Raw genomic sequence first — 18,304 nt, forward strand, 5'->3', positions numbered from 1 at the left:
GGCTCCATCCGGGCTACGAGCCTCCCCTCAGATGTCGACGACCAGCTTGCCCTTGGCGGCGTGATCCCGGATCAGAGCGTGGGCATCGCCAACACTTTCCAGCGTGAAGCGCCTTGCATCGACCAGCGGCGCGAGCTTGCCGGCTTCAACCAGGCGCGTCGCTTCCGCCATGATCTCACCGTGATGCGCGCGGCCTTCGCCTGATAGCAGCGGCAGCAGCGTGAACACACCGGAATAGCTGGCGGCGCGGAACGACAGCGGCGCAAGCGCGTGCGTACCCCAGCCCAGCGCGCTCACCACATGGCCAAAACGGCGCACGGCTTCGAAGGAGGCATCGAGCACCTTGCCGCCGACGGTGTCATAGACGATGTCGAAGCCGCGGCCGCCGGTATGATCTGCAACGTAAGCTTCGATCGCAGTGCCGCGGTCGATGAACACAGCGCCAAAGCCTTCGATGGTGGCGCGCTGCGCTGCCGAGCCGGTCGCGAACACGTCTGCTCCGATGGCGCGCGCGATCTGGATCGCGACATGGCCGACGCCGCCGGCACCGCCATGAATCAAAACCTTCTGGCCGCCCATCAGCGCCGCGCGATCGATCAGGCCTTCCCAGGCCGTGATGAAGATCAGCGGCAGGGCGGCCGCTTCGCGCATGCTGAGATTGGCGGGCTTGGACGCCAGCAGGTCGGCATCGACCGCGGCGAATTCAGCGAGCGATCCCGGCACGCCGCCGACGCCGCCGGTCATGCCATAGACCTCGTCGCCCGGCTTGAACCGCGTCACGTCGCGCCCGGTCTGCTCGACCACGCCGGCGAGATCGATCCCGAGAATGGCGGGCAGCGGATGACGCGCATGCGCCGCCGCACCGGCATGGATCTTGGTGTCGAGCGGATTGACCCCGCTCGCATGCACCCGCACCAGCACCTCGCGCGGCCCGACCTCGGGCGTGGAGACGGTTGAGAGGCGCAGCGGCGCGTTGTGGGTCTCCAGGATCGCAGCCCGCATCGTCGATTGTCTCGTCATGATCGTCTTGCTCCGTTGTCGGCCTCCAATATGCTCATGAAATTTTGCATGAGAAGGAACAAGAATGTACGATAATCGTGCATTTCTGTATGAGGTCATTTCGATGGACTGGAGCGATCTGCGTATCTTCCTGGCGATTGCGCGCGAAGGCACGCTCGGAGCTGCCGCGCGCAAGATCGGCCAGACCCAGCCGACGATGGGGCGGCGGCTTCGCGCGCTCGAAACCGCGCTGGGACAAACGCTGTTCCAGCGCACCGCCGATGGTTTTGTGCTGACCGACGAGGGCGCCGCCGTGCTGCGCCACGCCGAGCGGATCGAGGAGGAGGCGCTCGCGCTTCAGCGCCACGCCTCGGGTGCGGAGACGCAGCTCGACGGCATGCTGCGGCTGTCGTCGTCGGATTGGTTCGGCACGGTGATGCTGTCGCCGGTGATCGCCGCCTTCGGCAAGCGCCATCCCAAGGTGATCGTCGAGCTCCTGACCGATGCACGCCTCTACAGCCTGCCGCGGCGCGAGGCCGATCTCGTCTTCCGCATCAAGCCGTTCAGCGAGCCCGAGGTGATCTCGAGAAAACTGCTCCACATTCCCTACGCGCTCTATGGCCGGAAGGGCAGCAAGCCGCCGCGCGCCGGCGACGGAAGCGGCGCCCGTGTCGTCACCATGAATGCCGAATTCGCCGACATGCCAGATGCGATCTGGTTGAAGCGCACGCTGCCGAATGCGGAGATCGCCTCGCGCAGCAACAACCGGCAGGCGCAGGCGGAGCTCTGCGCGAGCGGCGGCGGGTTCGCCGTGCTGCCACGCCCCCTCGGCGACCGTGACCGCCGTCTCGTCGCGCTCGACATCGGCGCCACGCCGCCCGGCCGCGACACCTATGTCGGCTATCACCGCGATCTCAGGCGCTTGGCGCGCCTGCGCGCGCTGCTGGATCTCGTGATCGAACGGTTGGCATGACGGCCTGCGGGGTGGATCAGCCTTTCGGCCGTGCGAAGCGCAGTCGACAGGCGTAACTCACCCAACGGACTAGATTCGCTCGAAACAATCGTAGTTGCGAATCCTGAAGATCAGCCCGTCACGGAATTCGAAGAACTGCGCAAAACGGGCGCGCATAGTGTCGCCGGGAGCAAGCTTGCCGACGCCGACCGCCAGTGTCGCTGTCCAGATCGTCTCCATCACCACGCAATTGCCTGACGCAAGGGCGTTGACGATTTCGAACGATTGCGAGGCAAGGATGTAACGGGATCTGTCGTAAGACGCTCGCAAGTTGATGAAATCGCGCACTGCGCCCTGCGGCAGGAGAAGGTTTGGAAATTCCTCCTGCACGATATCATCGGCATAAAAGGCCTCGACGGTCTGGCGGGGCTTCGCCGCGGCGACTGCCGCGACGAAGGCTTTTGCACGATCGATCAAATCCTGTCCGGTCACGATGGTGCCTTTCCAATCTGTTCAGAAAAGGCCCGGCAACAGCATCGCGACGCGCATCCGATACTTTCGGTACTCGTCGCCGAAGAGCGCCACCAGATCGCGCTCCTCGAGCCAGATGCCGACGAAGATATAGGCCGTTGTCACTGATGCGAACATCAGGTGTCCGAGCGTCATCACCGGTGTCGACCAGAAGGCGATGATGAACCCCAGATAGATCGGGTGGCGGATGAGGCGATACAGGCCCGGCGTCTTGAACTTGACGGGCGCGGTGAGCCGGCCGGCGAAATGGCTGATAACCTGTGTCAAGCCGAACAGTTCGAAATGGCTGATGAGGAATGTGCTGTAGAGCACAATCAGCCAGCCCAGGAACTCGCCCGCAATCACGAGCCCGGCCAAGGCGGGAGACTCGATGTTCCAGATGACCGTCGGAATCGGTTGCCATTGCCAGAACAGCAGCAAGAGCGTCAGGCTTGCCAGCAGCACGTAGCTGGAGCGCTCGATGACCGGCGAAGCGAAGCGCGCGAACAGCCGCTTGAACCCCTGCCGCGCCATGCCGCTATGCTGAACCGCGAAGGTCGATAGCAACAGCAGATTGATGGCGAGCGCGTTGGTTAGCGAGGTCGGCGCGCCGGTGTCGATGGTCTTGGGCACGATATATTGCGTGACGAAGCCGATGGCATAGAGGAACGTGCCCAGAAAGATCAAATAGGCACTGGTCCCGTAGACGAGGGCCGCGGACTTCATCGCCAGCGCGAAGGGGCGAGTGGGTGCTGTACCTGGCCCGTTTTGAATCGTGATAGACATCATCTTCTCCTGGTCTTTGGCGAGGATCGAATTGAACTGATGTGGTCGTCTCACGCCTGCCGGAAGCGGCTCCATCGAGACCGTGCAGCGCGTTCGATGAGGTCATCGAACGGGCCGCGATAGAGACCCACATCCTTCAACGCCCGGTCGTCCAGCGGGCGCAGGGCGACGAGCGCCGCCCGGCGCTCGTGATGGGCAATGGCGGCGGCGATCCAACCGTTCAGCAGGCGCCGGAACCTCGCGAGAAGCAGCGGAATGCCTCGGCGCCCGAAGGGCGCCGCGAGGCTTGATGTGGATAGGGAAATCAGGGTCACGTGTTTGTGCCTTTTCAAATGTGCGCCGGGTAGCGCGTTGTCTCCTTTCTAGAGGACGGCGGTGAGCGGCTCGTCAGGGCAGGCGTGAAAAAACCGTCAAAAACGCGGTCGAGGCTGCTAGAATTGCGCCATTTGATGCCGAGGGGGTGGGAATGCCGCGGTTGACCTTGCTGGGTTCGTTTTCCATGGACCGGGGCGGGCCGGTCACCTTGCGCAACAAGAAGGCGCAGGCCCTCGTGGCATTTCTGGCCATGAACCCTGGGGTCGTCCATGTTCGTGAGCGGCTTGCGGCGTTGCTCTGGCCCGACAGTCACGAGGACGCGGCGCGACAAAGCTTGCGCCAATGCATCAGCATGCTGCGACATGATTGCGCCGAGCTGCCGCTGTCCGCCGATCACGACCTGCTTGGCTTCGATATCGGCGCCGTCACGACCGACGTCGTCGAATTCAAGGATGCGGTATCCGATCCGTCCATCGCCAATTTGAAACGTGCAGCGGAGTTGTATCGCGGCCCCTTTCTCGAGGGACTGAACGCGCGGTCCGATCTTTTCGACGAGTGGTTATTGGGCGAGCGGACCCGGTTGCGCGCCGTCGCCACCTCTGCCTTCCATACGCTGCTGCAGGAATTACAGCTTATCGGCGCACGGGAGGAGGCGATCGCGTTGGCGCTCCGTTTGTTGGCCATCGATCCGTTGCAGGAAGAGGTGGATCGCGCCTTGATGCGGCTCTACTCCGAGCAGGGGCAGACCGCGTTGGCGTTGCGGCAATACAAGCGCTGCGAGGCGATCCTGCGCAAAGAGCTCAACGTCGAGCCGGATCAGGAGACGAGGGCGCTCTACCAGCAACTCCTGCGACATCGGTCGCAGCATCGGGGGCCGCCCGGGGATGTGGCCGCCGCTGAGCCAGCGGCTTCGCCGAGGCAGCTCAAGCAGAACGTTCGAACCTGCACCGCGCGCGACGGGGTGCGCATCGCCTATGCGTCGGTCGGCGCCGGGCCGCCGCTGGTGAAAGCCGCCAATTGGCTCAATCATCTGGAATTCGACTTTGCGAGCCCGGTCTGGCAGCACTGGATCGAGGCGTTGAGCCGCGACAACACGTTCCTGCGCTACGACGAACGCGGTACGGGCTTGTCGGACTGGGATGTCTTCGACATCTCCTTCGACGCTTTCGTGCGTGATCTCGAGACGGTCGTCGATGCGGCGGGGCTCGAACGTTTTCCCCTGCTTGGCATTTCTCAGGGCTGCGCGATCTCGATAGCCTACGCCGTGAAGCACCCGGAGCGTGTCAGTCATCTCGTTCTTTATGGCGGATACGCAAAGGGTTGGCGCCATCAGGACCCGTCAAACGTGGCCCGCCGGGAGGCATTGACAACTCTGGTCCTCGAGGGGTGGGGGCAAGAAAGTCCGGTGTTTCGCCAGATATTCACGTCCCTCTTCATTCCTGAAGCAAATGCCGAGCAGGCGCAGTGGTTCAACGATCTGCAGCGGATTACGACGTCGCCGCAGAACGCCTTCAAGCTTACGAATATCTTCGGCGAAATCGATGTGCGGCATCTGCTGCAGGATGTACGAACGCCGACCCTGGTGTTGCACGCTCGTGCCGACGCGAGCGTAAAGTTCACGGAGGGGCAGGAACTCGCTGCTCGGATTAAAGGCGCAACATTCGTTCCGCTCGAGAGTCCCAATCATATCTTGCTGGGGACCGAGCCGGCCTGGTCGGTATTTCTGGACAGTGTAAGAAGGTTTCTCGCGCCCGATCGCTGTCGGTGATCGTGCTTGCCGAGTTTTGCCCGACGGGCAAAACACCGAACTCAGGGTAGAACGCTGTCAATCGCCTTCAACGAAAACAATTCGCTTTATAAGAATTCGGAAACGGCGTATGTGTTGCCTCACTTCGGCCCAAGGAAGAGGGGCGTATCGCGATCGTCACGAACGCGGGCCGGGCGGCGGTGGACGTGGGGCACACTGGTGCGAAGGTGATCGCAGGGCGGGAAACCGTGAGCGAGACATGTCGTACGCACGACCGGTGGGATCCACGTACGGCCAAATCGTGTCGTCCTGGCGCCCGGGGTCTGTGCGCCAAGTCTTGTGGTGGTGCGTGTTGCCCAACCGGGCGCGCGCATCAGCCATCCGCAAGGCGACGGGGGCAATAGTGCATCGCTCCCCGGGGAGAGCACGACATACGCCGTTCCAACCACTGCGCAGGGAAGGCCGGGATGTCCTGGCTACACCTGTATGCCGCTGTGCAGACTTCTCACTACAACTCCGCACAGTGGACCTCGGGTGCCAGCGGGCTCCCGGTCTTCCCTGCGCCCTCTTTCATTCGAGGGTGAGGCGATCAGGCAAAGCTCGGGCGAAATGCGCCGCGAGGATGCGAGCCCATGTCAGTCACTCATCGACGCTCTCGTGCCCCGGACGCAGCGCAGCACGAAGTGATGCGCTGCAGAGCCGGGGCCCATGCGTCAGTGTGTTGTGTCACCTGCTGGGTCCCGGCTCTGCGCCGCACCGCTACGCGCTGCGTCGCGTCCGGGACACGAGAGAGGCGGGCGCAGCTCCTGCACACTCCGTCATTGCGAGCGCAGCGAAGCAATCCGGAATCTTTCCGCGGCGGCAGTCTGGATTGCTTCGCTGCGCTCGCAATGACGAGGATGAAGCAGCTGTGCGCCATAACTTCACTCTCACGCGCACGCATCGCATTTTAGGCAACCGTCATAGTCTCTAACGTGCACTAACCAACACCTGACTTAAAACTGTCATAATCACCGAATGGAACCCGCGGCTGCGTCCTTTTTACACGGCATTAAGCGCGGCTGCATTGGATGCCCTGGGAAAGTGCGTTGGGGACTGCAATGACTGCCGCGAAGAAGATGCCGGGAAAACCGGCCGCCGAAATGTTTGACGACATCCCGGTGCTTCAACGCAAATGGCGTGCCGCGTTGAAGCCGGGCGAACGGCTGCCGCGCTATGAGGACGTGATGCTTGGGAGCCTCGGACGGCTCGCCGACCACATCGCGCTGCTGAAGAACGATGGCGCGCTCGAATTGTCGCGCAGCGGGCGTTACGTGCAGAAATGGCTCGGCGAGGAGCGCTGGGATATCCCGGTCGCCGAGCTCTCGCCCGATTGCGCCACGGCGCTGTCGGAAGCTGTGGCGAGCGCGCTCGAGAACGGACGTCCGCACCAGGCCAGCGCGCATTGCGTGCGCGACGGCATGGTCCGGACCTACGATGTGCTGGCGCTGCCGACCGCCTCGCGCTGGGGCGCCACGCTGGTCGGCGCCTACATCAACGAGCGCGGCGCGCAATACAATCTCTTGGACGCGATCTTCTCGTCGACCGATGACGCCGTGGTTTCGCTGGCGACGCTGCGCGATGCCGCAGGCAAGCCGTTCGATCTCCAGATCGTGCATCACAACAAGAGCGCCGGTGCGCTGCTGAAGGTCGCGAGCGCGGGCCTGTTGTGGCGGCGGATCGGCGAGGGGCACACGCTATTGGCCTCGCCCGAAATCATGGACTTCCTGCTCAAGGTCGTCTCCGGCGGCCGCGGCGAGCAGCTCGAGATCGAGGACGACGGACGTTACCTTCGGCTCAGTGCCACCGCCTTCGTCGATCTGGTCTCGTTGACGATCTCCGACGTCACCGCGTTGAAGCGGCGCGATGCCTCGTTTCGTCTGCTGTTCGACAACAACCCGATGCCGATGTGGGTGTTCGAGGCACAGACCAAGGAATTTCTCAGCGTCAACGATGCCGCGGTCCAGCATTACGGCTACAGCCGCGCCACCTTCCTGCGCATGAAGCTGCACGAGATCTGGCCCGAGGACGAGTGGGACAGCCACGCCGAGGCGCTCGAACGCATCGGCGACACCTATCACTCCTCGCGCAACTGGCGCCATTTGTGCGCCGACGGCAGCGAGATCGAGGTGCTCACTTTCGGTCGTCGCGTCGCCTTCGACGATCGCGACGGCTATCTGGTCGCGGTGGTCGACATCACGGAGCGGCGCAAGGCCGAGGCGCGGATCGCCCACATGGCGCACCATGACGGGCTCACCGATCTGCCGAACCGCGAACATTTCCAGCAGTGCCTGAAGCAGGCGCTCGACCAGGCCGGCGGAAAACGAGTCGGCGTGCTCTATATCGATCTCGACCTGTTCAAGAACATCAATGATTCCTTCGGGCATCCGGTGGGGGATCGCCTGCTGAAGCAAGTTGCCGAACGCCTCACCACCGCGGTCCGCGGCGGCAATCTCGCGGCCCGGCTTGGCGGCGACGAGTTCGCCGTGATCCTGGCAGCCGACGTCTCGCCGAACGAAGCCAGCGCCTGTGCGACCTTGCTGATCGACATGCTGAAGGCGCCCTACGACCTCGACGGCCAGGAGATGGTGATCGGCGCCAGCATCGGCATCGCGCTGTCGCCCGGCGACGGGACGACGTCGGAGGAGCTGATGCGCAACGCCGACATGGCGCTGTACCGGGCGAAGTCCGACGGCGGCGGCGTGCACCATTTCTTCGAGCGCGAGATGGACCTCCAGGCGCAGAAGCGCCGCGACATGGAGCTCGATCTGCGCCGCGCCTTCGCCAATGGCGAGTTCGAGCTGCACTACCAGCCGCTGGTGTCGATCGCGTCCGACCGCATCTCCGGCTTCGAATCGCTGTTGCGCTGGCGTCATCCCGACAAGGGCATGATCTCGCCGGCGGAATTCATTCCGGTCGCCGAAGACATCGGCCTCATCACCCAGCTCGGCGAGTGGGTGCTGCGCGAAGCTTGCGCGGAGGCGGTGAAATGGCCTGTCGACGTCAAGGTCGCGGTTAATCTGTCGCCGGCGCAATTCCGCAGCCGCAACCTGGTCCAGGTCGTGATTTCCGCGCTTGCGCAGTCCGGCCTGTCGCCGAAGCGGCTCGAGCTTGAGATCACCGAGTCGATCTTCCTGGCGGAGACCGATGCCAATCTCGCGATCCTGCATCAATTGCGCGAGCTCGGCGTCAGCATCTCCATGGATGATTTCGGCACCGGCTATTCCAGCCTCAGCTATCTCCGTAGCTTCCCGTTCGACAAGATCAAGATCGACCGTTCGTTTGTGAAGGATCTGGCGCAGCGGCCCGATTGCGTCGCGATCGTGCGCGCGATCTCCGGCCTCGGCCGCAGCCTCAACATCACCACGACGGCTGAAGGCGTCGAGACCGAGGATCAGCTCGATTGGCTGCGCGCCGAAGGCTGCAACGAGGTGCAGGGGTTTCTGTTCAGCGCGGCGCGGCCCGCCGCCGAGATCGCAAAGCTGCTGGCCGATTTCGGCCAGCGCGCCTCACGGGCGGCGTAGCCCTTCGGGATAGCAGCCGTAGACCAGTTCCTTGAAGGCGGGCGTGATGCGGCTGCGCTCGTTCTGGGTCTGCTGCATCAAGAGGTAGACCATGTCGAGCTTGGGGTCGACGCCGAAATAGGTGCCGCTCCCTGAGTCCCATTTCAATTCGCCGATCGATCCGGCCGGCGGCGGCTTCGCATTGCCGGGATCGGTGCGCACACCGATGCCGTAACCATAGCCAAAACCGTCGCCCGGAAAATAGAAATAGTCGCGGCTCACACCGGAGCCGGGCCCGACGTGATCGGTGGTCATCGCCTTGAACACGGCGGGGCTGAGGTAACGCTTGCCCTCGAACTCGCCGCCATTGAGCAGCATTTGGGAGAAGCGTTGATAGTCGGTGATGGTGGAGAGCAGCCCGCCGCCGCCGGATTCCCATTCGGGATGGGCGAGGCGGTCGCGCTCGCCGGCGAGCAGGACCGGGTCGCTCGGCAGCGGCCGCGCCATCCGGGCGCGCTCCTCCGGCGTTTTCAGCACGAATTTGGTGCTGTTCATTCCGAGCGGATCGAGAATGCGCTGCTTGATGAATTCATACAGCGTCTGGCCCGAGATGATCTCGATAACGGCGCCGAGCACGTCGGTGGAATGGCCGTAGCGCCACAGCGTTCCGGGCTGGCGCGTGAGCGGCAGCTTGGCGATGCGGTCGGCGAATTGCCTGTTGTTGAAGGGCCCCTCGAAAATATTGGCGGCCTGGTAAACCTGCATCACCCATGGGGCGCCGATATAGTCGTAGCTGATGCCCGAGGTTTGCCGCAGCAGATCCTCGATGTTGACAGGGCGGATCGGCGGCTCGAGTTCGACCTTCGAGGTGCCCTCCGGCTCCGCGCCCACCTTGGTGTCGGCGAAGAGCGGGACGTATTTCGACAGGGGGTCGGTGAGCGCGAGCCTGCCCTCGTCGATCAGCATCATCGCGCCGAGACACGTGATCGGCTTGGTCATCGAGTGGATGGCGAAGATCGTATCCGGCGTCATGGCGAGGCCGGTCCTGGTGTCGCGCACGCCGAAGTTCTTGAGGTAGACCGGCTTGCCGTGCTGCTGCACCAGGACCACCGCGCCCGGCAGGCGGCCAAGCGTCACCTCGTTGTCAAAATAGGCGGTGATGCGGTCGAGCCCGTCAGCCGACGGAGTAGGGATGTTGGTGGCGGCACGGCTGCGCCCCATCGTGCCGGCCAGCAGCGCGGCCCCGACCAGAAATTCACGACGCTTCATCCGGGCTTCCTCCCTCGCCGGGATCAAAGCCGCAAGACGTCGGAGGCGTCAACAAGACATCGATTAAAAACGCGTCACGATTTCCGAAAGGAACGGCCGCGGACGGTCTTCGCTGGGCTTGGTCGGCGTGCCGATATGGACGAGGCCGGCGAGCTTTTCGTCGGGCTTGAGGCCGAGGCCGTCCAGCACGTCGCGATCGAAGGCGAACCAGCCGGTCAGCCAGCAGGCGCCGTAGCCGAGCGCGGTCGCGGCCGTGACAATGTTCATGACGCTGGCGCCGGCCGACAATTCCTGCTCGAACGCCGGCACCTTCGGATGCGGCTTGGTGAAGCTGACGATACCGATCACCAGCGGCGCGTCGGTGAGGCGTTTGCGCTCGGTCTCGATGTTCGCCGCCGGCGCGTCCGGATTCTTGCGGGCAAAGACCGTCGCAATGACCTCGCCGGCCCGCTCGCGGGCGTCACCCTCGAAAATGATGAAGCGCCAGGGCGCGAGCTTGCCGTGGTCGGGCACGCGCGCACCGATGGTGAGGATGGTTTCGAGCTCGGCGGGGGAGGGGCCGGGCCCGGTCATCTCGCGCGGCTTGACCGAGCGGCGGGTTTTCAGGAGTTCGATGGCGTCGGGCACTGCGATGTCCTCTTCGGCTGGTCGTCGGGCGTGCCATGCCGAGATAAGCATGCACGCCCGCAACCGGAAGCGAATTTAGATCGATTTCAGGACTCAGGCCGCCTCGCGCGCCCGCCGGACGTCCGGTGGGGTGGCCTCGTCGACGAGGGCGGCGAGCGCCTCCACAGTCGTCATCACCTTCTGGCCGTCGCTGCCGAGCCGGCGGACGGAGACCGACTGCGTCTCGGCCTCCTTCTTGCCGCACACGAGCAGCGCCGGAATCTTGGCCAGCGAGTGCTCGCGGACCTTGTAGTTGATCTTCTCGTTGCGCAGGTCGATCTCGGCCCGAAGCCCCGCGCGCCGGACCTGTTCCAGCACCTGCTTGGCATACTCGTCGGCCTCCGAGGTGATGGTGGTGACCACCACCTGCACCGGGGACAGCCAGAGCGGGAAGTTGCCGGCATAGTGCTCGATCAGGATGCCGATGAAGCGCTCCATCGAGCCGCAGATCGCGCGGTGCACCATCACCGGCGCCTTCTTGCCGCTGTCATGGTCGATGTAGAACGCACCGAACCGCTCCGGCAGGTTGAAGTCGACTTGCGTGGTGCCGCACTGCCAGTCGCGGCCGATGGCGTCGCGCAGCACATATTCGAACTTCGGCCCGTAGAAGGCGCCTTCGCCCGGATTGATCTCGGTCTTGATGTGATTGTTCTGCGACTGGATCTCGCGCAGCACCGTCGCCATCACGCGCTCGGCGTGATCCCACATCGCATCGGTGCCGACGCGCTTCTCGGGCCGGGTCGAGAGCTTCACCGTGAGATCGCCGGTGAAACCGAAATCGGCATAGGTCGATAGAATGAGATCGTTGATCTTGAGGCACTCGTCGGCGAGCTGGTCTTCCATGCAGAAGACGTGCGCGTCGTCCTGGGTGAAGCCGCGCACACGCATCAGGCCATGCATGGCGCCGGAGGGCTCATAGCGATGCACCACGCCGAACTCGGCGAGGCGCAGCGGCAGGTCGCGGTAGCTCTTCAGGCCGTGCTTGAAGATCTGCACGTGGCCGGGGCAGTTCATCGGCTTCAGCGCGAACCAGCGCTTGTCCTCGGCCTCGTCGCCGGCGGACTGCGCCGCGAACATGTTCTCGCGATACCAGCCCCAATGGCCCGAGGTCTCCCACAAGGACTTGTCGAGGATCTGCGGCGCATTGACCTCGCTGTAGTCGCCGGCGAGGCGCCGGCGCATATAGGCGATCAGCTGCTGGAAGATGGTCCAGCCCTTGGCGTGCCAGAACACGACGCCCGGACCTTCTTCCTGGAAGTGGAAGAGGTCGAGCTCGCGCCCGAGCTTGCGATGGTCGCGCTTTTCGGCTTCCTCGATCTGCTTCAGATAAGCGTCGAGGTCCTCCTGCTTGGCGAACGCCGTGCCGTAGATGCGGGTCAGCATCGGGTTGTTGCTGTCGCCGCGCCAATAGGCGCCGGCCACCTTCATCAGCTTGAAGGCGCTGCCGACCTTGCCGGTCGAGGTCATGTGCGGGCCGCGGCAGAGATCGAACCAGTCGCCCTGGTAGTAGATCTTGATCGGCTCGTTGCCGGGAATGGCGTCGACCAGCTCGACCTTGAACGCCTCGCCCTTGTCGCGGAACACCTGCTTGGTCTTCTCGCGGTCCCAGACTTCCTTGGTGAAGGGTTTGTCGCGCGCGATGATCTCGCGCATCTTCTTCTCGATCGCGGCAAAGTCTTCCGGCGTGAACGGCTCGTTGCGGAAGAAGTCGTAGTAGAAGCCGTTCTCGATCACGGGACCGATGGTGACTTGCGTGCCGGGCCACAGCGTCTGCACGGCTTCCGCGAGCACGTGGGCGCAGTCGTGGCGGATCAGTTCGAGCGCGCGCGGATCGTCGCGGTTGATCAGCTCGATCTTGGCATCGGCTTCGATGGGATCGTCGAGGTCGGCGACCTCGCCGTCGAGCGCCATCGCGACCGTGCGCTTGGCCAGCGACGGCGAAATGCCCTTGGCGATCTCGAGGCCGGTGATGCTCTTGGCGTATTCGCGCCGGGCGCCGTCGGGGAAGGTGAGGGTGATCTTTTCGGGCGGGGTCACGGGTCTCAGATTGCTGAGGCTGTATTGAAAGCCGGATTCGGATTTGGGCTGGTCGGTCATGCTTTTCTCCTGAGGCTCACTCCTGCGAACGAGCGCAGGTAAGCGGGAACGAGCGATATATCAGGCGATTCGGCCTGTGCAATCCGGCATTTCCAAGAAAGTCGCGCGCAAAAGCTTGGGCGATGCTCCAACTATTTCGCAACGCGCCCTTTAACTGGTCGCAGGCCTGCTCTACATGCACTTGCATGGAAAATCCGCCCGCCGCCGGCCGTTTCACCGCAACCGCCCTGATGCTCGGCAATCTCGTCACCGGCAGCTCGGTGCTGGCACCGGCGGGGATGCTGCCGGAATTGGCAACGGGGCTCGACGTCAGCATTCACGCGGCCGGGCTGCTGATCACCTTCGGTGCGGTCACGCTATGCATCGGCTCGCCGCTGACGGCTTGGCTCACCAGCCGCATCGACCGCAGGACGCTACTCGCGACGACACTGGCGGTGCTGGCGCTGGGCAATCTCGCTTCGGCCTTTGCGCCTGATTACACGAGCCTCCTCATCATTCGCCTGCTGATGCTGGCGGTCGGCGCGCTCTACACGCCGCAGGCTGCGGGCACGGCGGCGCTGATCGTGCCGGTGAAGCGGCGGGGCAGCACCATCGCCTACATCTTTCTCGGCTGGTCGTTAGCTGCGGCCGTCGGTCTTCCGCTGATCACTTTCATCGCCAGCCGCTATGGCTGGCGCGCGGCCTATGGCGGGATCGGCGCGCTCGGTTGCATCAGCTTCCTGTTGTTGCTGCTGCGCCTGCCGGCGGGCCTGAAGGGCACGCCTGTTGACCTGAAGACCTGGAGCGCGGTCGGCCGCAGCAGGACTATCCTGCTGCTGCTTGCGATCACGATGCTGCAAATGTCCGGTCAGTTTGTGGTGTTTACCTTCATGGGTCCGCTGCTCAAGAAGCTGACCGAGGCGAGCCCGGATGCAATCGGCATGGTGTTCGGCATCTACGGCGTTTGCGGTTTCCTCGGCGTCGTCATCGCGACCCGCATCGTCGACACCTGGGGGCCTTATCGGACGTCGCTGCTGTTCACCTGCCTGCTGTTTGCGGGCATCACCGGCTGGGCGCTCGGTGCGGGGAGCCTGGTGTTCATGGCGCTCGCGGTCGCGATCTGGGGCCTCGGCTTTGCCTCGACCAATTCGATGCAGCAGGTGCGGCTGGTCGCGGCTGCGCCGCCGCTCGCATCGGCGACCGTCGCGCTCAACACCTCCGTCCTCTATGTCGGCCAGGCTGTCGGCTCCGCCATCGGCGGGCTGCTGTTCGCCCGCGAACTGCTGCATCCGCTTGGTTTCGTCGCGGTCGGCTTCGTCGTCCTGGCGCTGATCCTCGTGGTTCTGACCCGGCCCCGGCCGGCTGCTGCCACCACGGCCTGAAGGGTGCGTTTTCCTATGCGCAAGGTGCTTGGCAAACCACGCGCGGGAGCGCTAGAAGGCGAGGCATGGGGACCAAAGAGAGTTGACTGACATGAGGATGATTCTGGCGGTTGCCGCGGTGCTCTATTCAGCCTCCGCGTTTGCACAAACCGACAAGCCACCCATGGTGGGAGACAAGCCGCTGGTGCAGGTCACGCCCAAGGGGACCAAAGAGGCCGCGGCCAAGCCGGCCGCGGCGCCGAAGGGCAAACCGCAGTCGATCGCGGCACGGCTCCAGGCCTGCCTCGACCTCGATGACGGCACCAAGGACCGCCTCAACTGCTACGACGCCGTGATCGCGCCGCAGCCGAAGCCGAAACCGGCGAAGGCCAAGGGTTACGCCGATTGCCGCTTCTTCAAGGAAGAGGACGAGCGGCTGGCCTGCTTCAACGGCTTCGCCGAGAGCATTCCGAAGCTGCCCAAGACCTGAAGATCAAGACCCGAACATCAAGACCTGAAGATCAAGAGCCGAGGTCTGGAAGCCGGACGGCTAGTCGCTGATCCGGCTGAGCACGGCCCTGAAGGCAACGCCCGGCACCTGCAGCGCGGTGCCTTCGAATTCCGCCGTGTCGCCGTCCTCACGGCCGGCCAGCGTCAGCGTGATCCTGTCGTGCCCGAACAGCGGCTTGAAGGACGGATCGTCGTTGTAGCGCTGGGTCGAAATCTTGACCTTGATGCTGTCGCCTTCCCCGACGTAGGTCCCGATGAAAGCGAAGGCGGAATTGCCGCCGCGCATCTTGCCATCCGTCACATAGACGACGCCGCAGCCGGTTCCATGAACCGTGTGGAAGTCGACCTTATACAGTCCCTGACGCACCGTCTGTCCCCGCAGAATTCAAGCTAAAACTTGGCCGGCAAATTATGATCGTTGCCAGCGGAAGCAATCCGGTGGCTCCCGGGGATGTCGGCCATCAACATCACATTTTGATCAAAGCCTGCGGCAATTGCGGGCAGCGCGGCCAAATGCCGGCGCGCGCAATATCGGCTAGCGGCTCGATGCGGCTGGATTGGTGGACGCAACGCGCGTCAGCGCCAACGACGGCGTCGCCGACATCTTCACCAGCACGTCCTTGAGCGGGTCCCGGGTCCAGGCGCGCGTCACATAATCACGATGCGTGATCCCGTCGCCGGTTTCGACGAACACCACGCTGCCGGGACGGAGTGGCCCGTCCATGTCCTCGGAGACGCTGATGCCCTTTTGCCGCAACATGCTCATCAGCTCGCGGTCGCGCCGCGCGGTGTAGCGGGTGTAGGAGCTGACGAAGAAGCCGGAGCGGTGGCTCTCGATCCAGGAGGCGAACTTGTCCATTTCGCCGTAGACGGCATCGAGCAGGACGACGCCGCGGACGCGGTCGCTGATGCCGCCGACCTCGAGGCTCCAGGCCGTCGGCAGGAAGCCGCCGCTATAGCCGACGATCACGATCGGCATGTTGGCGAAGGCGCGGGCGTTGTTGGGATCGCCGGTGAGCCGGGCCAGATGGGCCGCCGACTCTTCCATGAAGCGCTTGAGGCCGCCCGCCTGCCAGAACTTGCCGGCGCTGGAATCGGCGGCATCGACCGCCATCTGTGGCGCCAGCAGGATGGCGTTGGCGCCGGAATCGGTGACCTGCTGCGGTACGAGTTGGCGGTCGCGCACGTCGCGCTCCAGCGTTGCGCCGTTGCCGTGGAAGAACACCACGATCACGCCCGGCTTGCGCACGTCGAAATGCTCGGGCACGTGCATCAGCACGCGGCTGTCGCTGTAAGTCTCGTCCTGCCAGTAGACGCGCCCGGAATAGCTGCGGTGGCCGCGGCGATCGCCCTTGGAGATGTTGAGGAATGGCGCGTCGGAGGCGGGGTTGTTGCCGAAATACGGGAAGGCCGACGATTTCATGCTGACGAGCGTCGTCAGGTCTTCACGTGCCGGACGCTGGTAGGGGATCTGCGGTGCGAGCGAAGCCACCTTGTACGGCGCCTGCTCCGGCTGAGGCTGCTGCTGAACGGCGCGTTTGGGCGAGAAGTCCGACATCTGCCGTTGCAGAAGACTCTCGCTCGCCGACGGGAAGCGCTCCTTGAATTGCGGGGCGGGGAAGCGATCCTCGAACGTGTCGCTGCTTGCGACCTGAGGATTGGTCTTCGCGACGATTTGGACGTTGGCCTGCGAGTTCGCCGCGAGCGCCGCCGGGTTGGGGGCCCTGCCGCATTGAACCAGCGTGAGCGACAGCGGCACCAAGGCTGAGACCAGCGCGATCCGGCGCGCACCACTGCGCACGCCGGACAGCGTCCGATCAGCACGAATGTCAGCTCTCAATTTCGGAGCGGCCCCGACCATCCACCCATGACCCCAAGTCATGTCCACAAGCCCAGCGGCAATATTCAAGCTAATTGAGCCGACTGGCGTTTAGGCGACGTTAAGTGTCCGGAGAAACTTCCCCAAATCCGGAATGCTCAAGGGGACCATGCAATCGTGTCCTGATTGTGGGGGTGCGAAACGGGATTCTCAGGTGTTTACGGGGCTTTGTTGCCCAGGATCGTACACAAAAGGTGCCGCAATACCGATTCCATGCGCCTCATTTAACCCTTGTTAACCCTGCTTGAATTGACTGGACCGGACTGCACGATGCTCTCCACGACACGTGACGCCTGAGGTTGAGGACCCCGATGACGGCATCAGATGCGGGACCCGCGCCCTGGACCGGCCGGCTGACGGGGAGCGGGCCGGGGGTCTCCGTTCTGGTCGCAACCGCCATCGTCGTTGCCGACATGATCGGGGTCGGCGTCTTCACCAGCCTCGGCTTCCAGGTCAAGGACATCCCGTCCGGCTTCTCGATCCTGTTGCTCTGGACCGTCGGCGGCATCGTCGCGCTGTGCGGGGTGTTCTCCTACAGCGAGCTCGGCGCCATGTTTCCGCGCTCGAGCGGCGAGTACAATTTCCTCGGCCGCGCCTATCATCCCGCCTTCGGCTTTCTCGCCGGCTGGGTCTCGGCGACGGTTGGCTTCGCAGCGCCTGTCGCGCTTGCGGCGATGGCGTTCGGCGAATACGCGAAATCGGTCGTTCCCGATCTGCCGCCGATCCCGCTCGCCATCGGCGTGGTGTGGCTGGTCTCGATCGTGCAATTGACCGGCGTCAGGCACTCATCGACCTTCCAGCTGATCTCGACCATCCTCAAGGTCGTGCTGATCGTCGCCTTCCTGCTCGCGGGCTTCGTCATCGGCACGCCGCAGCCGATTGCCTTCACGCCGCAGCCGGGTGATCTCGCGCATATCGTCAGCGCGCCCTTCGCGATCGGCCTCGTCTTCGTGATGTACTCGTTCTCGGGCTGGAATGCCGCGACCTACATCATCGGCGAGATGAACATGCCGCAACGCGATCTGCCGCGCGCGCTGCTCGCGGGCACGCTGATCGTGCTCGTCCTGTACGTCGCGCTGAATGCGGTGTTTCTCTACTCGACGCCGGTCAGTGCGCTGGCCGGCCAGCTCGACGTTGCCAGCGTCGCGGGCAGCGCGATCTTCGGCAGCCTCGGCGGGCGGATCGTCGGTGCGATGATCTGCGTCGGCCTGATCTCCTCGATCAGCGCGATGATGTGGATCGGCCCGCGCGTGATGATGACGATGGGCGAGGACATTCCGGCCCTGCGCGTGTTCTCGAAGCGATCGGTGAGCGGCGCGCCGGCCTATGCCATCCTGTTTCAGCTTGCCGTCGCCAATCTGCTGCTGTTCACGCGCAGCTTCGAGGCGGTGCTCGACTTCATCCAGTTGGCGCTGCTGTTCTGTTCGTTCTTCACGGTCGCCGGCGTCATCAAGCTGCGCATCACCGATCCCGACCTGCCGCGGCCCTATCGCGCCTGGGGATACCCGTTCACGCCGCTCGTTTTCCTGCTCGTGACCGCGTTCATGATGTACTACCTGTTGACCGAGCGGCCGGTGCAGTCGCTGGCGGGGATGCTCCTCATGCTCTCGGGCCTGTTGATCTATGCTGTTTTCCGCAGGCGGCCGGTCGCCGCTGGCACGTCATCACACCGCGAATAGACATGTTTCGACC

At 64.0% G+C, this 18,304-nt stretch carries 15 protein-coding genes; 6 read left to right on the plus strand and 9 right to left on the minus strand.

Features of this window, described 5'->3' with window-relative positions:
• Positions 1-27: 27 nt before the first annotated feature.
• A complete protein-coding gene (locus tag AB7531_RS16505) occupies positions 28-1,020 on the minus strand; it encodes a zinc-dependent alcohol dehydrogenase family protein (RefSeq protein ID WP_305764330.1) in 993 nt (330 codons plus the stop codon).
• Between the two features lie 103 nt (positions 1,021-1,123).
• Between AB7531_RS16505 and AB7531_RS16510 the strand changes: the two genes are divergently transcribed.
• Positions 1,124-1,972, plus strand: a complete 849-nt coding sequence (locus AB7531_RS16510) for a LysR family transcriptional regulator (RefSeq protein WP_063986273.1) — start codon at positions 1,124-1,126, stop codon at positions 1,970-1,972.
• A 69-nt stretch (positions 1,973-2,041) separates the two neighbouring features.
• Here the strand turns inward: AB7531_RS16510 and AB7531_RS16515 are convergent, their stop codons facing one another.
• The 3 genes from AB7531_RS16515 to AB7531_RS16525 form a co-directional block, all read right to left on the minus strand.
• Positions 2,042-2,443, minus strand: coding sequence for a nuclear transport factor 2 family protein (locus tag AB7531_RS16515; RefSeq protein ID WP_038944930.1), 402 nt, complete (start codon positions 2,441-2,443; stop codon positions 2,042-2,044).
• Between the two features lie 21 nt (positions 2,444-2,464).
• Entirely contained in the window at positions 2,465-3,187 is a 723-nt protein-coding gene (gene mddA / locus AB7531_RS16520) for a methanethiol S-methyltransferase (RefSeq protein ID WP_187388061.1), read from the minus strand.
• Positions 3,188-3,297: 110 nt separating this feature from the next.
• Entirely contained in the window at positions 3,298-3,561 is a 264-nt protein-coding gene (locus tag AB7531_RS16525) for a DUF1127 domain-containing protein (RefSeq protein ID WP_063982505.1), read from the minus strand.
• 152 nt (positions 3,562-3,713) lie between these two features.
• On the opposite strand from AB7531_RS16525, the gene AB7531_RS16530 reads away from it, so the two are divergent.
• A complete protein-coding gene (locus AB7531_RS16530) occupies positions 3,714-5,330 on the plus strand; it encodes an alpha/beta fold hydrolase (RefSeq protein WP_441279988.1) in 1,617 nt (538 codons plus the stop codon).
• Between the two features lie 1,079 nt (positions 5,331-6,409).
• Positions 6,410-8,872, plus strand: a complete 2,463-nt coding sequence (locus AB7531_RS16535) for a putative bifunctional diguanylate cyclase/phosphodiesterase (protein ID WP_063982507.1) — start codon at positions 6,410-6,412, stop codon at positions 8,870-8,872.
• Here the strand turns inward: AB7531_RS16535 and AB7531_RS16540 are convergent.
• The 3 genes from AB7531_RS16540 to thrS form a co-directional block, all read right to left on the minus strand.
• Complete coding sequence (locus AB7531_RS16540) at positions 8,858-10,120, minus strand: serine hydrolase domain-containing protein (protein WP_063982508.1); 1,263 nt, start codon at positions 10,118-10,120, stop codon at positions 8,858-8,860. The two genes, AB7531_RS16535 and AB7531_RS16540, sit on opposite strands and share 15 nt — an antisense overlap.
• A gap of 63 nt (positions 10,121-10,183) precedes the next feature.
• Complete coding sequence (locus AB7531_RS16545; RefSeq protein WP_028154760.1) at positions 10,184-10,747, minus strand: nitroreductase family protein; 564 nt, start codon at positions 10,745-10,747, stop codon at positions 10,184-10,186.
• Between the two features lie 93 nt (positions 10,748-10,840).
• Positions 10,841-12,883 (minus strand): threonine--tRNA ligase, encoded by a 2,043-nt coding sequence (gene thrS, locus AB7531_RS16550; protein ID WP_063982509.1) that lies wholly within the window; start codon positions 12,881-12,883, stop codon positions 10,841-10,843.
• Between the two features lie 185 nt (positions 12,884-13,068).
• Between thrS and AB7531_RS16555 the strand changes: the two genes are divergently transcribed.
• Complete coding sequence (locus AB7531_RS16555; RefSeq protein WP_063982510.1) at positions 13,069-14,244, plus strand: MFS transporter; 1,176 nt, start codon at positions 13,069-13,071, stop codon at positions 14,242-14,244.
• Between the two features lie 91 nt (positions 14,245-14,335).
• The gene (locus tag AB7531_RS16560) at positions 14,336-14,713 is read left to right on the plus strand and encodes a hypothetical protein (protein WP_028150242.1); all 378 of its coding nucleotides are present in this window, start codon (positions 14,336-14,338) and stop codon (positions 14,711-14,713) included.
• Positions 14,714-14,773: 60 nt separating this feature from the next.
• Here the strand turns inward: AB7531_RS16560 and AB7531_RS16565 are convergent, their stop codons facing one another.
• Together AB7531_RS16565 and AB7531_RS16570 are read right to left on the minus strand one after the other, a co-directional pair.
• Complete coding sequence (locus AB7531_RS16565; RefSeq protein WP_063982511.1) at positions 14,774-15,100, minus strand: GrlR family regulatory protein; 327 nt, start codon at positions 15,098-15,100, stop codon at positions 14,774-14,776.
• Positions 15,101-15,268: 168 nt separating this feature from the next.
• Positions 15,269-16,594 (minus strand): hypothetical protein, encoded by a 1,326-nt coding sequence (locus AB7531_RS16570; RefSeq protein WP_063982512.1) that lies wholly within the window; start codon positions 16,592-16,594, stop codon positions 15,269-15,271.
• A gap of 329 nt (positions 16,595-16,923) precedes the next feature.
• On the opposite strand from AB7531_RS16570, the gene AB7531_RS16575 reads away from it, so the two are divergent.
• Entirely contained in the window at positions 16,924-18,291 is a 1,368-nt protein-coding gene (locus AB7531_RS16575; protein ID WP_063982513.1) for an APC family permease, read from the plus strand.
• Positions 18,292-18,304 lie beyond the last annotated feature (13 nt).

Origin of the sequence: Bradyrhizobium sp. 63_E2_N1_3, assembly GCF_052076005.1 — a bacterium.
Lineage (GTDB): Bacteria > Pseudomonadota > Alphaproteobacteria > Rhizobiales > Xanthobacteraceae > Bradyrhizobium > Bradyrhizobium barranii.

What these genes read in the sequence shown, in the direction of transcription:
- AB7531_RS16505 (WP_305764330.1), bottom strand. Translation starts at nt 1,020, where the DNA reads ATGACGAGACAATCGACGATGCGGGCTGCGATCCTGGAGACCCACAAC.
- AB7531_RS16510 (WP_063986273.1), top strand. Translation starts at nt 1,124, where the DNA reads ATGGACTGGAGCGATCTGCGTATCTTCCTGGCGATTGCGCGCGAAGGC.
- mddA (WP_187388061.1), bottom strand. Translation starts at nt 3,187, where the DNA reads ATGAAGTCCGCGGCCCTCGTCTACGGGACCAGTGCCTATTTGATCTTT.
- AB7531_RS16530 (WP_441279988.1), top strand. Translation starts at nt 3,714, where the DNA reads ATGCCGCGGTTGACCTTGCTGGGTTCGTTTTCCATGGACCGGGGCGGG.
- AB7531_RS16535 (WP_063982507.1), top strand. Translation starts at nt 6,410, where the DNA reads ATGACTGCCGCGAAGAAGATGCCGGGAAAACCGGCCGCCGAAATGTTT.
- AB7531_RS16540 (WP_063982508.1), bottom strand. Translation starts at nt 10,120, where the DNA reads ATGAAGCGTCGTGAATTTCTGGTCGGGGCCGCGCTGCTGGCCGGCACG.
- thrS (WP_063982509.1), bottom strand. Translation starts at nt 12,883, where the DNA reads ATGACCGACCAGCCCAAATCCGAATCCGGCTTTCAATACAGCCTCAGC.
- AB7531_RS16555 (WP_063982510.1), top strand. Translation starts at nt 13,069, where the DNA reads ATGGAAAATCCGCCCGCCGCCGGCCGTTTCACCGCAACCGCCCTGATG.
- AB7531_RS16560 (WP_028150242.1), top strand. Translation starts at nt 14,336, where the DNA reads ATGAGGATGATTCTGGCGGTTGCCGCGGTGCTCTATTCAGCCTCCGCG.
- AB7531_RS16570 (WP_063982512.1), bottom strand. Translation starts at nt 16,594, where the DNA reads ATGGTCGGGGCCGCTCCGAAATTGAGAGCTGACATTCGTGCTGATCGG.
- AB7531_RS16575 (WP_063982513.1), top strand. Translation starts at nt 16,924, where the DNA reads ATGACGGCATCAGATGCGGGACCCGCGCCCTGGACCGGCCGGCTGACG.